We start from the raw sequence: 15225 nt of genomic DNA, 5'->3' as shown, positions 1-15225 counted from the left end.
CTATTTTTACTTTAACTTTTTTTATACATTAAAATATAATACCGCTGTTTGTTGGTTTGGAGTTAAACCCTTATGTTGGTATTTTCATTTTCAGAGATTTAAATAATTTTGAATATTAGTAAAACCTAAACCATGATAATGAATTAAGGCTTCTTTAAGACTAGATTGTAATTTACTGATTTTATTTAAGTTACGATAACTAGCTTCAGGATTAATTGTTGTTTTAGTTACACATAAAGTAGAATTTGTTTGTTTTGCTACTAAAAAATATAATTTTTGCATATCAGAAGTAATAATTGAATTTTCGTTAATTAATTCTTTGTTCATATTTTCAATAACTCATTGTTTTTGTAAACGTTTGGTGTTTGTGGATTTAACATAAATATTGTTATTATTATCAATTGCCATTTGAATACAGCATTTAGTATTAGTTGCGAATGGGTCAAGGTGAATTCTTCGTGGATCAGTTTTATATTTGAAATTTCCTTTATGGATTTCTTTAATGAATGTTTCATCGATTTGGATTTTACCAGATAATTTTTTAAATTTTAATTGGGTATTTTCTAATTGTTTTGATTTCATTAATTTTTGACGATTATATCAAGCAGTTTTTAATGTAGTTTTAATAAAACGAGAAATTGTTTTACTAGATTGTCCCAGCAATGAAATTTGAATCAATAAATTTCATTGTTCATAATTTAAATGACTTCAATAAATAAAATGATTACGAAAAGCGTCAAAACTTGCACGACAATTTTTACATAAATATTTTTGTTTTCCTTCTGAATTATGTCCATTTTTAACGCAATGGTAAGATTCACATTTAGGGCATTTAATACCGTGCGCTCTAAATTTTTGATCAATTTCATTTAAACGTTTTTGTTTTTTTATTAATTCTGCTTGTTGTTTGATTTTTTCATAAAATTCTAAAAATTGATCATCTGTTAAAGTATTTACTAGTTCTTGAATTATTTTTTCCATAATTATTATCCACCTCTATCATATTAAAATATACCTAAAATTAAGTATATTCAATAAATATCAAGAGTTTTCGACAAAATTAAAAATTATTTTTACTCTTTTTAATTGGCAATAATGTATTTTTATGAACATTTTGCAAACCTTGATATCCTGAATCGGCAATTAATTCTAATTTTGGATTTATAAGTGTATTTGATTTTAAAAATAACTTATAATCATGAGTACTGCCATAACAAAAATCTACTGAAATAATTTTATTGTTAAATAAATCAATAATTATTTGCGATTTTAATGAATGTTGCCTTTTCTTACCAGAAAATAATAATTTTAGTTTTTTTTAATTCTTTCAATTGGAATTTCTGTAGCATCAATTGCTAATAAATTATTAGTAGTACCCTTATTTTCTAATAATATCTTTTTGCCAGGTATATGAAAGTGACTATTTTTTATTAGAGTATTTTCAACTCAAAAGATATTACGAATACAACTAACATGACTAATATTATATTTTTTTGCAATAATACGATATGTACTATATTCTTTTCAGTATTCTAAAGTCATAAGTAATCTTTGCTCTATTGATAATTTATTTGGTCTACCACCAATTTGTTTTTGTTTAGCTTCACCTTCTTTTAAAATTTCTACCATTTTCATGAAAGTTTTATATTTTATGCCTATTAAACTATAAAATTCGTTTTCGTCTTTGTATTTATCTAACATTTGTACTTCACCTAGGAAATAATATTATCAAAATAGTAGATAAAATTAAAGGTTATGTACCAAGTCTATTATTGAATTATTTAATTTAACAATGAAACAGCATAAAGAAGTTATTAAGGCTTTAGAAGAAGAAAGCATTAGTAAATGTAAGATAATTGTTGCTAATGATAATAATATTAACAAATTTTATGCTGAAATTTTAGATAGTGCCATTTGAAGAATTCCTAAGCAACAACCAGTTGCTAGCGATTTATGCCATATTATTGGCTATATGTCAATTGCCAAAGAATTAGAAAGAATTTCTGATTATGCTCGTAACATTGCTAATTTTTATTTAAAAGCTAAACCACCAGTTAAATATAGTAAATATATTGGTCAATTATCTAAAAAAGTCTTAAAAATTATGCAGTTTATTATTAAAGTTCTTGCTGATGAAACGCAATGAGGTAAGAAAATTATTCAAACTATTGTTAAATTAGATGATATTGTTGATAGTGAGTATAACGATATTAATACTTTGTTAATTGATTTAGTTTTAGATAATAGACTTCTTGCAAAATTAATTTAAAATATAATTGAATTGTTGTTTTTAATAAAAAGGTGGAATTTAAATGAAATTTAAAAAAAATAATCAAATAAGTGATAAAAATTTTTTAAGATTAACTGGTATTAAACATACTACTTTTAATAAAATGCTAGAAATTTTAAAAATAGAAGAATTAAAAAAGAGATTTCGTCGCGGAAGAACCAATAAATTATCATTAGAAAATCGTATTTTAATGACTTTAGAATATTGAAGAGAATATAGAACTTATTTTCATATTGCAAAAAGTTATGATATTAGTGAAAGTAGTTGTTATAGAAATATCAAATGAATTGAAGACACTTTAATAAAACACCCTAATTTTCAACAACTTATTGGTCAAAAATCACTATTAAAAGATTATTTCAAAGATAAGACTGTTATAATTGATGTAACTGAAAGCCAAATCCAACGCCCAAAAAAAGACAAAAACAGCACTACTCAGGAAAAAAGAAAAAACACACAATAAAAACACAAGTTATAATTGAAAAAGATAGTAAAAAAATTATTAGTTCTGATTTTTCTTATGGTAAAAACCATGACTTTAAAATTTTAAAAGATTCAAAAATTAAATTTTTACCAGAAACAACTGTTTTAGTGGATTTAGGTTATCAAGGCATACAAAAAATTAATCATAATGTTTTAATTCCTAAAAGAAAATCAAAGAAAAACCCTTTAAATAAAGAAGAAAAGCAAAATAATGAGCGAATTTCAAAAATGAGAATTGTTATTGAAAATGTTTTTGCTATACTTAAAAAATTTAAAATTATTAGTGAAAAATATCGAAATCGTAGAAAAAGATTTGCTTTAAGATTTAATTTAATAGCTTCAATTTATAATTTACAACTATTAGTTTAAATATATTTGATAATTTAAAATTTCAGTCTTTTTTTATTGTAAATAATAATTTTTATTATGTTTTAATGACAAAATATTTGTAAAAATAATCTAAAAATTATTTTAATAACACTTTTATATTTATTTTAAATTTAAAAATTATAATTATCATATTAATTTTGCAAGAAGTCTAATGTTTTATCGATTTGGATTTTACCAGATAATTTTTTAAATTTTAATTGGGTATTTTCTAATTGTTTTGATTTCATTAATTTTTGACGATTATATCAAGCAGTTTCTAATGTAGTTTTAATAAAACGAGAAATTGTTTTACTAGATTGCCCCAGCAATGAAATTTGAATCAATAAATTTCATTGTTCATAATTTAAATGACTTCAATAAATAAAATGATTACGAAAAGCGTCAAAACTTGCACGGCAATTTTTACATAAATATTTTTGTTTTCCTTCTGAATTATGTCCATTTTTAACGCAATGGTAAGATTCACATTTAGGGCATTTAATACCTTGCGCTCTAAATTTTTGATCAATTTCATTTAACCGTTTTTGTTTTTTTATTAATTCTGCTTGTTGTTTGACTTTTTCATAAAATTCTAAAAATTGATCATCTGTTAAAGTATTTACTAGTTCTTGAATTATTTTTTCCATAATTATTATCCACCTCTATCATATTAAAAATATACCTAAAATTAAGTATATTCAATAAATATCAAGAGTTTTCGACAAAATTAAAAATGCGATTTTATTTTTTCAATTTAATTATCAGTTATAATTAGTTAATATTGATAGAAGGAGTGATTAAATGAAAAAGCGAATTATTACTAGTATCTTTTTAATTTCTTTTGCAATTTTATATTTATTTGTTGGAGCGATATATCAAGAGTGAAGAGGTTTTAATGTTTGATATATGTCATATGCATTTTTAATAGTTAATAGTATGTTATTAGGGATTACAATTTTTGAGGTGATGAATTTAAGGAAAGGAGAAAGTTTTAATTGAGTTATTAAAGCTATTATTTTTGTTTTTGCAATTATATTATTATGGTTTCCCATAGCAGAGAATATTAAGTATGAACCGTATTGAAATAAGTATGATGGTCCAACTCGGATTCAGTGATGACAATCATGAATGGTATTATTAGTTTATATGACATTTTTGTTAGTTATTTTACTAATGGTGAAAGTTTTTAAGAAGTTTAGTGCTAATGATGCATTATTTATATTTTGTATGACACTTTATTTAGTATTTGCTTTTAAAGCAATGAATTATATTATGCTTCAACCAGGGTTTGGTTGACCATCAGTTAGTGTGGTTTTATTAATTACTATTAGTAATGATACATTTGCTTATATTGGCGGAACATTAGTTGGCAAAAATGCTCTTGCTCCAAAAATTAGTCCTAGTAAAACATGAGAAGGGGCGATTATTGGTATTTTAGTAACCTGGGTACTTGTTTTAGGATATATTGCGTTATTAACGGAGTTTACGAAGTATCAGCCATTTGCTAACTTTTTTACAACGAAAACAGATGCTTATAAATATGTAATTTATTTCTTGTTAATTTTATTTTTGTCATTAATAAGTCATATGGGTGATTTACTTTTTTCATTTATTAAACGGAATCATAATGTAAAAGATTTTTCTCAGGTTTTACCAGGTCACGGAGGATTTTTGGATCGGATTGATAGTTTGTCATTGGTATTAATATTTACTGGATTTTTTATGTTAATCCAGAGCTTTTCAACAATTTAAGTCAGGGGTGAAAGTATGGAAAAGAATTTACAGCAATTGTGAAAAATAATGAAGTTTTCTTTAAAAAATGACATTTTACAACAAGCAAAATTATTGAAAATAGAATTTAAGAAAAAGAATGATACGCTGTATTTTACATTGCAAATCAACAAAATTTTACCAATTGAAATTATTAGGGAACTTGAACAATGTTTATTGAAACTTGATTTTCGTAGTAAAATAACTTTTTTATGTGTTGATGCTAATTATGTAATGGAACAAATTGTTGATTATTGAGAATATATTAAGCAAACTAAGACAAAACAAAAAGAGTATATTAATAGTAATATTTCTTGTGATAATTTAGTGTTGGAAAATAATGATTTACTTATTAAAGTTAATAATGAATCACAAATGGCATTGACTAATCGGCATTTAAAATATTATCAGGAGCGAATGCGTCGGTATGGTTTTCAAAACTTGTCTTTAAAAATAAAAATTGAACAATATGATGTTTTGATTGATCCAGCGATGATACAAATTGAAGAAGAAGAACGAATGAAAGTCCAACAAAGAGAACAACAACAAGTAAAGACTTTGCCTGTCAAAAAACGGAGATTTAAAGGCAACTTGTCTAGTAGTGATAATTTATTGTTGCAAGACTCTTGTAAAATTTCAGAATTGGAAGAAGAAGTTCGGGGGGTTATTATTCAAGGACAAATTTTTCGTAAAGATTGTAAATTAACAAAAACTAAACGATGAATTTATTCAATATTAATTAGTGATTTTAGTGATGCGATTGCCTTACGATATTTTACAAGTGATGATATGAAAGACAAGCTTTTAGAAGAATTACAAGAAAAGGATTGAGTTGTTGTTAAAGGTGATGTGCGGTTTGATAATTTTTCTCGTGAACAAGTTTTGTGAGTAAATAAAATTCAAAAGATTGCTGATCCGCATTTACGAACTGATGATATGCTAGAAAAGCGGATTGAATTTCATTTGCATACAAAAATGAGTGCGATGGATGGGGTTACAAGTATTGGTGAATATATTAAACAAGCAAGTCTTTGAAAACATTCAGCAATTGCGATTACTGATCATTTAAATGTTCAATCATTTCCTGATGCGCAAATGGCTCAAAAGAAATATCCTACTGTTAAGGTTATTTATGGTGTGGAAATGCAAATGATTGATAGTAGTGTTAAAGCGATTACTAATGCTACTAGTGATGCGATTAATGCTTGTAAGTTTGTTATTTTTGATATTGAAACAACAGGATTGTCCAGTCGTTATGATGAAATTATTGAATTTGGAGCGGTAGTTATTGAAGGTCGGGGGTTAAGTGATAAAAGATATGATTTTTTAATTAAACCCAAAAGTAATGTTAGTGCTTTTAGTGAATCATTAACTGGGATTAGTAATGAAATGTTACAAGATAAGCCACCAATTGAAGTTGTGGTTGCTGAGATTAAAGAAGTTTTACAGGATGCTGTTCTTGTGGCTCATAATGCATCATTTGATATTGGTTTTATTCAAGAACTGTGAAATCAAATGGGTTATGGAAAACTTACTAATCCGATTATTGATACTTTGCAATTATCACGATTATTGCAACAACAGTTACGCTATCATCGTTTAGGAACGGTTGCTAGAAAATATAATATTAAGTATAATGAAGAAATTGCTCATCGTGCTGATTATGATGCTGAAATATTAGCTGATGTATTTGCCGTGATGTTAACGGATTTAGAAGATAATTATCAAGTAAAAACATTATTAGATATTGAAAAGATTAATTATGAACCAATTTTTGCCAAGCTATTTGGTAATCATACAACAGTAATTGCTAAAAATGAGCAAGGATTGAAAGATTTATTTTCGTTAGTTTCGTTGTCGCATACTAAGTACTTTTATAGTAGTCCTAAAATTACGATTGCGGCATTGCAAGAAATGCGCGCTAATGTTTTTATTGGTTCTGGTTGTGTTAATGGTCAGGTTTTTGAGTTTGCTCGTAATCGGAGTCAACAAGAATTGGAAGCAATAATGCAATTTTATGATTATATTGAAGTACAACCGCTAAGTGTTTACAATCATTTAGTTGAAAGTGGTGAGATGACAGTTGAACATTTAATGCGGATTGTAAAAAATATTGTTCATACTGCAAAGAAGCTTAATAAGGTGGTTATTGCTTCTTCTGATACTCATTATTTAAATCCGCAAGATAAGATTTTTCGTGATGTATATATTAATACTAAGGGTTTAGGAGGAAGGATGCATCCTTTATTTGACCGTAAAGGTCGGGTTAAAAATAATCCTGAGCAACATTTAAGAACGACTGCTGAAATGTTAAATGAGTTTAGTTTTTTAGAAGATGAAGTTTTAATTAAGGAATTGGTTGTTATTAATCCTAATTATTTAAATGAACAAATTTCGTGATTGCGACCGATTAAAGATGATTTGTATACTTCAGTAATTGATGATGGTGATGTTGATAGTAATTTGAAAAGATTATGTTATGATAACGCGAAAAAGATTTATGGTGCAGTATTGCCAATAATGGTAGAAGAAAGATTATCGCGGGAGTTAGATGCGATTTTAAAGCATGGTTTTGGGGTTGTTTATTGAATTGCTCATTTATTAGTTACAAGGTCATTAAATGATGGTTATTTGGTTGGTTCTCGTGGTTCTGTGGGGTCGTCATTAGTTGCAACGATGGCGAAGATTACCGAAGTAAATCCATTAGTGCCACATTATGTGTGTTCGCAATGTCAATATAGTGAATTTGTGAGTGATGAAAATATTCGTAGTGGTTATGATCTACCACCAAAAAATTGTCCGCAATGTCGTCATCTTTTAACTGGTGATGGTCAAGATATTCCGTTTGAAACCTTTTTAGGTTTTGATGGTGATAAAGTACCCGATATTGATTTGAATTTTTCTGGTGAGTATCAAATGATTGCTCATAATTTTACTAAAGAGATGTTTGGTGCGGATAATGTGTTTCGGGCGGGAACAATTTCTACCGTGGCACAAAAAACAGCATTTGGTTATGCTCGTGGTTATTTGGAAGATGTGAAAGGTAATCATTTTGTTAAAAAAGCATATTTAGAATGATTAGCACAAGGATGTGAGGGTGTTAAACGAACAACCGGACAACATCCGGGGGGAATTATTGTTGTTCCTAAGAATTATGATGTTAATGATTTTACGCCAGTAAATTTCCCAGCCGATGATATTACTTCGCAGTGAAAAACAACGCATTTTGATTTTCATGCTATTCATGATAACTTGTTAAAGTTAGATATTTTGGGGCATGTTGATCCCACAGCATTAAAAATGCTACATGACCTTACTGGATATGATCCGCAAAATATTTTGTGTAATGATGCCGAAGTACTTTCATTATTTAGTTCCCCAGAAATTATGAAGATTACTAGTAGTGATATTAATAATGAAAAAACTGGAGCGGTGGGTTTACCTGAGTTTGGTACTCAATTTGTTCGTAAAATGTTAGAAGAAACAAATCCGACGAGTTTTGCTGATTTAGTGCAAATTTCTGGTTTATCGCATGGTACTGATGTGTGAGTAAATAATGCCCAAACATTAATTACCCATCAAGATTTAAAATTAAAAGATGTTATTGGTTGTCGTGATGATATTATGACTTATTTAATTCATCGTGAAATTCCGTCAGATATTGCTTTTAACATTATGGAAACGGTTCGTAAAGGAAAGGGTGTCACTGATGAGCAACAAAAAATTATGATTAGTCATAATGTTCCCCAATGATATATTGCATCGTGTCAAAAAATTAAGTATATGTTTCCTAAGGCACATGCGACAGCTTATGTTTTAATGGCTTTGCGAATTGCTTGGTATAAAATTAATTATCCGCACGAATATTATGCGACTTATTTTTCAACACGATGTGATGTTTTTGATATTAAGACGATTGCTAAGGGAAGGAATGCTGTTTTAACAAAATTAACCGATATCTTATCACGAATGGATAATGGTTATAATGTTGTTAATAAGTTAACTCAAAAGGAGAAGGATTTAGTACCAGTGTTGGAAGTAGCGTTAGAAATGTATGCTCGCAAAATTGAATTTATTGGTATTAATTTAGAACATTCTCTAGCAACAAATTTTGTTGTTCAAGAGTTTGCTGGTGTTAAAAAGATTGTTCCGCCATTATCAGCATTAGATGGTTTGGGTAGTACTGTTGCTAATTCAATTGTTGAAGCGAGAACGGAAAGAGCGATTGCTTCGTTAGAAGATTTACAAAAGAGGACTAGTATTACCAAAACGCATTTAAAGGAATTTGAGGAGATGGGTATGCTATCAGGTTTAGATAAATTTGATCAAATATCTTTGAACTTTTTTGAATAGTTAAAAGTGAAAAAATGAATTAGTTAAGAGTTAAGTAAAACCTATTAAGGTTTTACTTTTTCTGTGTAATATGCTAAACAAAAGTTTTTGTTGCTTTTCTTTTATTAAAATTGTATCTAAAATCGGTAGTTTAGTTTTTTAAAAATGCGATTTTATTTTTTCAATTTAATTATCAGTTATAATTAGTTAATATTGATAGAAGGAGTGATTAAATGAAAAAGCGAATTATTACTAGTATCTTTTTAATTTCTTTTGCAATTTTATATTTATTTGTTGGGGCGATATATCAAGAGTGAAGAGGTTTTAATGTTTGATATATGCCATATGCATTTTTAATAGTTAATAGTATGTTATTAGGGATTACAATTTTTGAGGTGATGAATTTAAGGAAAGGAGAAAGTTTTAATTGGGTTATTAAAGCTATTATTTTTGTTTTTGCAATTATATTATTATGGTTTCCCATAGCAGAGAATATTAAGTATGAACCGTATTGAAATAAGTATGATGGTCCAACTCGGATTCAGTGATGACAATCATGAATGGTATTATTAGTTTATATGACATTTTTGTTAGTTATTTTACTAATGGTGAAAGTTTTTAAGAAGTTTAGTGCTAATGATGCATTATTTATATTTTGTATGACACTTTATTTAGTATTTGCTTTTAAAGCAATGAATTATATTATGCTTCAACCAGGGTTTGGTTGACCATCAGTTAGTGTGGTTTTATTAATTACTATTAGTAATGATACATTTGCTTATATTGGCGGAACATTAGTTGGCAAAAATGCTCTTGCTCCAAAAATTAGTCCTAGTAAAACATGAGAAGGGGCGATTATTGGTATTTTAGTAACCTGGGTACTTGTTTTAGGATATATTGTGTTATTAACGGAGTTTACGAAGTATCAGCCATTTGCTAACTTTTTTACAACGAAAACAGATGATTATAAATATGTAATTTATTTCTTGTTAATTTTATTTTTGTCATTAATAAGTCATATGGGTGATTTACTTTTTTCATTTATTAAACGGAATCATAATGTAAAAGATTTTTCTCAGGGTTTACCAGGTCACGGAGGATTTTTGGATCGGATTGATAGTTTGTCATTGGTATTAATATTTACTGGATTTTTTATGTTAATCCAGAGCTTTTCAACAATTTAAGTCAGGGGTGAAAGTATGGAAAAGAATTTACAGCAATTGTGAAAAATAATGAAGTTTTCTTTAAAAAATGACATTTTACAATAAGCAAAATTATTGAAAATAGAATTTAAGAAAAAGAATGATACGCTGTATTTTACATTGCAAATCAACAAAATTTTTTTAATTTTGTCGAAAACTCTTGATATTTATTGAATATACTTAATTTTAGGTATATTTTTAATATGATAGAGGTGGATAATAATTATGGAAAAAATAATTCAAGAACTAGTAAATACTTTAACAGATGATCAATTTTTAGAATTTTATGAAAAAGTCAAACAACAAGCAGAATTAATAAAAAAACAAAAACGGTTAAATGAAATTGATCAAAAATTTAGAGCGCAAGGTATTAAATGCCCTAAATGTGAATCTTACCATTGCGTTAAAAATGGACATAATTCAGAAGGAAAACAAAAATATTTATGTAAAAATTGCCGTGCAAGTTTTGACGCTTTTCGTAATCATTTTATTTATTGAAGTCATTTAAATTATGAACAATGAAATTTATTGATTCAAATTTCATTGCTGGGGCAATCTAGTAAAACAATTTCTCGTTTTATTAAAACTACATTAAAAACTGCTTGATATAATCGTCAAAAATTAATGAAATCAAAACAATTAGAAAATACCCAATTAAAATTTAAAAAATTATCTGGTAAAATCCAAATCGATGAAACATTTATTAAAGAAATCCATAAAGGAAATTTCAAATATAAAACTGATCCACGAAGAATTTACCTTGACCCATTCGCAACTAATACTAAATGTTGTATTCAAATGGCAATTGATAATAATAACAATATTTATGTTAAATCCACAAACACCAAAGGTTTACAAAAACAATGAGTTATTGAAAATATGAACAAAGAATTAATTAACGAAAATTCAATTATTACTTCTGATATGCAAAAATTATATTTTTTAGTAGCAAAACAAACAAATTCTACTTTATGTGTAACTAAAACAACAATTAATCCTGAAGCTAGTTATCGTAACTTAAATAAAATCAGTAAATTACAATCTAGTCTTAAAGAAGCCTTAATTCATTATCATGGTTTAGGTTTTACTAATATTCAAAATTATTTAAATCTCTGAAAATGAAAATACCAACATAAGGGTTTAACTCCAAACCAACAAACAGCGGTATTATATTTTAATGTATAAAAAAGTTAAAGTAAAAATAGTAATTTTACATAAAAGCCTTTTAAAATTATCAAGTTGATGATTTTTTTTATTTTATCAAGAGTTTTCGACAAAATTAAAACAAAATTTTACCAATTGAAATTATTAGGGAACTTGAACAATGTTTATTGAAACTTGATTTTCGTAGTAAAATAACTTTTTTATGTGTTGATGCTAATTATGTAATGGAATAAATTGTTGATTATTGAGAATATATTAAGCAAACTAAGACAAAACAAAAAGAGTATATTAATAGTAATATTTCTTGTGATAATTTAGTGTTGGAAAATAATGATTTACTTATTAAAGTTAATAATGAATCACAAATGGCATTGATTAATCGGCATTTAAAATATTATCAGGAGCGAATGCGTCGGTATGGTTTTCAAAACTTGTCTTTAAAAATAAAAATTGAACAATATGATGTTTTGATTGATCCAGCGATGATACAAATTGAAGAAGAAGAACGAATGAAAGTCCAACAAAGAGAACAACAACAAGTAAAGACTTTGCCTGTCAAAAAAACGGAGATTTAAAGGCAACTTGTCTAGTAGTGATAATTTATTGTTGCAAGACTCTTGTAAAATTTCAGAATTGGAAGAAGAAGTTCGGGGGGTTATTATTCAAGGACAAATTTTTCGTAAAGATTGTAAATTAACAAAAACTAAACGATGAATTTATTCAATAGACTTGGTACATAACCTTTAATTTTATCTACTATTTTGATAATATTATTTCCTAGGTGAAGTACAAATGTTAGATAAATACAAAGACGAAAACGAATTTTATAGTTTAATAGGCATAAAATATAAAACTTTCATGAAAATGGTAGAAATTTTAAAAGAAGGTGAAGCTAAACAAAAACAAATTGGTGGTAGACCAAATAAATTATCAATAGAGCAAAGATTACTTATGACTTTAGAATACTGAAAAGAATATAGTACATATCGTATTATTGCAAAAAAATATAATATTAGTCATGTTAGTTGTATTCGTAATATCTTTTGAGTTGAAAATACTCTAATAAAAAATAGTCACTTTCATATACCTGGCAAAAAGATATTATTAGAAAATAAGGGTACTACTAATAATTTATTAGCAATTGATGCTACAGAAATTCCAATTGAAAGAATTAAAAAAAACTAAAATTATTATTTTCTGGTAAGAAAAGGCAACATTCATTAAAATCGCAAATAATTATTGATTTATTTAACAATAAAATTATTTCAGTAGATTTTTGTTATGGCAGTACTCATGATTATAAGTTATTTTTAAAATCAAATACACTTATAAATCCAAAATTAGAATTAATTGCCGATTCAGGATATCAAGGTTTGCAAAATGTTCATAAAAATACATTATTGCCAATTAAAAAGAGTAAAAATAATCCTTTAAATCCAGATAAAAAGGAATATAATAGCTTTTTAAGTAAAGTTAGAATTGTCATTGAACATGTTTTTGCTAGATTAAAAAGATTTAAAATACTAGTTTATCGTTATCGCAATAAGATTAGAAGATTTGGATTACGATTTAACTTAATTTCAGGAATATATAATTTTGAATTAAGCTAGTTATAGTTATGTACCAAGTCTAATATTAATTAGTGATTTTAGTGATGCGATTGCCTTACGATATTTTACAAGTGATGATATGAAAGACAAGCTTTTAGAAGAATTACAAGAAAAGGATTGAGTTGTTGTTAAAGGTGATGTGCGGTTTGATAATTTTTCTCGTGAACAAGTTTTGTGAGTAAATAAAATTCAAAAGATTGCTGATCCGCATTTACGAACTGATGATATGCTAGAAAAGCGGATTGAATTTCATTTGCATACAAAAATGAGTGCGATGGATGGGGTTACAAGTATTGGTGAATATATTAAACAAGCAAGTCTTTGAAAACATTCAGCAATTGCGATTATTGATCATTTAAATGTTCAATCATTTCCTGATGCGCAAATGGCTCAAAAGAAATATCCTACTGTTAAGGTTAATTTATGGTGTGGAAATGCAAATGATTGATAGTAGTGTGTTAAAGAAGCGATTACTAATGCTACTAGTGATGCGATTAATGCTTGTAAGTTTGTTATTTTTGATATTGAAACAACAGGATTGTCCAGTCGTTATGATGAAATTATTGAATTTGGAGCGGTAGTTATTGAAGGTCGGGGGTTAAGTGATAAAAGATATGATTTTTTCTTTAATTTTATAGATAAGTATTGATATTTCAATAAAACCTTGATTTTGCTGGGTTTTTAATAAAACCGTGTTTTTACAAATCCCTATATTTAATAAGGGTTTTTTACCCTGTCAATACTTATCTTTAAAATTAGTGTAAATCACACACAGTTATTAGACTATGCTTCTCTTAATTGATTTAATAATACCATATTTTGTGTTATTAAAATTAAAAAAATTAATTTTATTCACAATAAAAAATATTTAATTCAAAATTAACCAAATTAAAACATTTTTCACGAGTTTCTATTATTTTTTAAATAATTATTTTGCAATAATAAATTTATTTAAAGTTTCAAATGGAGTTTTGTAATTCAAGCTTTTATGTTTTCGTTTGAAATTATAAAATGTGTACCACTCATTCAAATGAATTTGTAATTGTTTAACATCAAATTTTATTTCAAAACCACATTTTTTAAACCAAAATAAACTATTATAATTACGGTGAAACCGTTCAATCTTTCCGTTGCTCTGAGGAGAACGGATTGGTGTGGTTTCATGGATAATTCCATTTTTTGAAAGAAAGGTTGTAAAAGGTCTTTCTTTTACTTTGTATGCTTTTTTATTACTTCAATTAGTAGTAGTGAATTCCGGAGCATTATCAGTGCGAATGCGTTTAATTGTTATGCCAAGTTCGCCAAAATCTTTCATTGCTCTTTGCATGGCATTAATGGCATTATTGGTTCCTAAACTGTAGAAACCACAGATGTTTTGCACATTTGGTTTTTATAAATTATTTGGGGGTGTATTCTTTTGGCAGTAATATTTTGTATCGAATGCGATAGCGAAAGTTATGTTGTTGGTAATAAAAATACAGTTGGAATCTGTAATTCTTGTGACAAAAATGGCTTTTAAATTTTGAAAGAAGTTATAAATTTAAAACATTTAAACGAGAAGCAAAGATTAGCTGTTTTAAGTAGTGAAGGTGCTAATAGAATTATAGCTGGTGCAGGAAGTGGCAAAACAAGAGTTATTATTTATAAAATTGCTCATTTAATTCATAATTTGGCCATTAATAGTAGTCAAATTTTAGCGGTAACTTTTACTAATAAGGCAACTAATGAAATGAAAAGTCGATTAAATGAATTAGTTGGTAATGATGAATCTAAATATATATGAATCCATACATATCATGCTTTTTGTGTTAGGGTTTTAAGAAGAGATATTATGGTTTTAGGATATACAAAAGATTTTATTATCATTGATACTGTTGATAAAATCAATATTTTAAAAAATATTAGTAAAAATAAGCAATATAATTTTTTTAATTTTGTCGAAAACTCTTGATATTTATTGAATATACTTAATTTTAGGTATATTTTAATATGATAGAGGTGGATA

17 protein-coding genes are annotated in these 15225 nt (G+C 26.8%); 12 read left to right on the top strand and 5 right to left on the bottom strand.

The features are described from left to right. Positions 1-21: 21 nt before the first annotated feature. The 3 genes from AAHM82_RS10185 to AAHM82_RS10180 form a co-directional block, all read right to left on the bottom strand. A complete protein-coding gene (locus tag AAHM82_RS10185; RefSeq protein ID WP_342263605.1) occupies positions 22-981 on the bottom strand; it encodes an IS1/IS1595 family N-terminal zinc-binding domain-containing protein in 960 nt (319 codons plus the stop codon). Positions 982-1060: 79 nt separating this feature from the next. Continuing rightward, on the bottom strand, positions 1061-1303 hold the full coding sequence (locus AAHM82_RS14610; RefSeq protein WP_425289028.1) for a transposase family protein: 243 nt from the start codon (positions 1301-1303) through the stop codon (positions 1061-1063). A 5-nt stretch (positions 1304-1308) separates the two neighbouring features. Then, positions 1309-1701: a transposase family protein gene (locus AAHM82_RS10180; RefSeq protein WP_342263426.1), complete on the bottom strand. Its 393-nt coding sequence runs from the start codon at positions 1699-1701 to the stop codon at positions 1309-1311. Positions 1702-1753: 52 nt separating this feature from the next. On the opposite strand from AAHM82_RS10180, the gene AAHM82_RS10175 reads away from it, so the two are divergent. The 3 genes from AAHM82_RS10175 to AAHM82_RS14600 are packed head-to-tail and all read left to right on the top strand — an operon-like array spanning position 1754 to position 3142. Continuing rightward, positions 1754-2269: a phosphate signaling complex PhoU family protein gene (locus AAHM82_RS10175; RefSeq protein ID WP_342264879.1), complete on the top strand. Its 516-nt coding sequence runs from the start codon at positions 1754-1756 to the stop codon at positions 2267-2269. Positions 2270-2312: 43 nt separating this feature from the next. Next, positions 2313-2753, top strand: coding sequence for a helix-turn-helix domain-containing protein (locus AAHM82_RS14605; RefSeq protein WP_425288979.1), 441 nt, complete (start codon positions 2313-2315; stop codon positions 2751-2753). Next, positions 2750-3142 carry a transposase family protein gene (locus AAHM82_RS14600; RefSeq protein ID WP_342264845.1) on the top strand — a complete coding sequence of 131 codons (393 nt, stop codon included), beginning with the start codon at positions 2750-2752 and terminating at the stop codon, positions 3140-3142. The genes AAHM82_RS14605 and AAHM82_RS14600 overlap by 4 nt, the downstream gene beginning before the upstream one ends. A 152-nt stretch (positions 3143-3294) precedes the next feature. On the opposite strand, the gene AAHM82_RS10165 is transcribed toward AAHM82_RS14600, so the two are convergent. Further along, complete coding sequence (locus AAHM82_RS10165) at positions 3295-3789, bottom strand: IS1/IS1595 family N-terminal zinc-binding domain-containing protein (RefSeq protein ID WP_342263859.1); 495 nt, start codon at positions 3787-3789, stop codon at positions 3295-3297. A 154-nt stretch (positions 3790-3943) separates the two neighbouring features. Here AAHM82_RS10165 and AAHM82_RS10160 point away from each other — a divergent pair, with 154 nt between their 5' ends. From AAHM82_RS10160 to AAHM82_RS10120, 8 genes are all read left to right on the top strand, one after another. Then, positions 3944-4894, top strand: a complete 951-nt coding sequence (locus AAHM82_RS10160) for a phosphatidate cytidylyltransferase (protein WP_342263858.1) — start codon at positions 3944-3946, stop codon at positions 4892-4894. 15 nt (positions 4895-4909) lie between these two features. Next, a complete protein-coding gene (locus AAHM82_RS10155; protein ID WP_342263857.1) occupies positions 4910-9265 on the top strand; it encodes a PolC-type DNA polymerase III in 4356 nt (1451 codons plus the stop codon). Between the two features lie 212 nt (positions 9266-9477). Continuing rightward, complete coding sequence (locus AAHM82_RS10150; protein WP_342263856.1) at positions 9478-10428, top strand: phosphatidate cytidylyltransferase; 951 nt, start codon at positions 9478-9480, stop codon at positions 10426-10428. A gap of 243 nt (positions 10429-10671) precedes the next feature. Further along, a complete protein-coding gene (locus AAHM82_RS10145) occupies positions 10672-11631 on the top strand; it encodes an IS1/IS1595 family N-terminal zinc-binding domain-containing protein (RefSeq protein ID WP_342263855.1) in 960 nt (319 codons plus the stop codon). A 212-nt stretch (positions 11632-11843) separates the two neighbouring features. Next, positions 11844-12185: a hypothetical protein gene (locus AAHM82_RS10140; protein WP_342264878.1), complete on the top strand. Its 342-nt coding sequence runs from the start codon at positions 11844-11846 to the stop codon at positions 12183-12185. Positions 12186-12402: 217 nt separating this feature from the next. Beyond that, positions 12403-13220 (top strand): IS5 family transposase gene (locus AAHM82_RS14595; protein WP_425288978.1). Its coding sequence is split into 2 segments (ribosomal slippage): positions 12403-12793 and positions 12793-13220, totalling 819 coding nucleotides; the frame shifts between segments, so codons are not numbered across the junction. A 79-nt stretch (positions 13221-13299) separates the two neighbouring features. Further along, complete coding sequence (locus tag AAHM82_RS10125; protein WP_342263854.1) at positions 13300-13671, top strand: PHP domain-containing protein; 372 nt, start codon at positions 13300-13302, stop codon at positions 13669-13671. 18 nt (positions 13672-13689) lie between these two features. Then, positions 13690-13905, top strand: a complete 216-nt coding sequence (locus tag AAHM82_RS10120) for an exonuclease domain-containing protein (protein ID WP_342264876.1) — start codon at positions 13690-13692, stop codon at positions 13903-13905. A 243-nt stretch (positions 13906-14148) separates the two neighbouring features. Here the strand turns inward: AAHM82_RS10120 and AAHM82_RS10115 are convergent, their stop codons facing one another. Further along, positions 14149-14601, bottom strand: coding sequence for an integrase core domain-containing protein (locus AAHM82_RS10115; protein WP_342263853.1), 453 nt, complete (start codon positions 14599-14601; stop codon positions 14149-14151). Between the two features lie 141 nt (positions 14602-14742). Between AAHM82_RS10115 and AAHM82_RS10110 the strand changes: the two genes are divergently transcribed. Beyond that, positions 14743-15216, top strand: coding sequence for a UvrD-helicase domain-containing protein (locus AAHM82_RS10110; RefSeq protein ID WP_342263852.1), 474 nt, complete (start codon positions 14743-14745; stop codon positions 15214-15216). Positions 15217-15225 lie beyond the last annotated feature (9 nt).

The sequence above is a fragment of the Spiroplasma endosymbiont of Clivina fossor genome, assembly GCF_964031115.1.
Classification (GTDB): domain Bacteria; phylum Bacillota_I; class Bacilli_A; order Mycoplasmatales; family Nriv7; genus Nriv7.
This window is presented reverse-complemented; position numbering and strand designations above follow the sequence as displayed.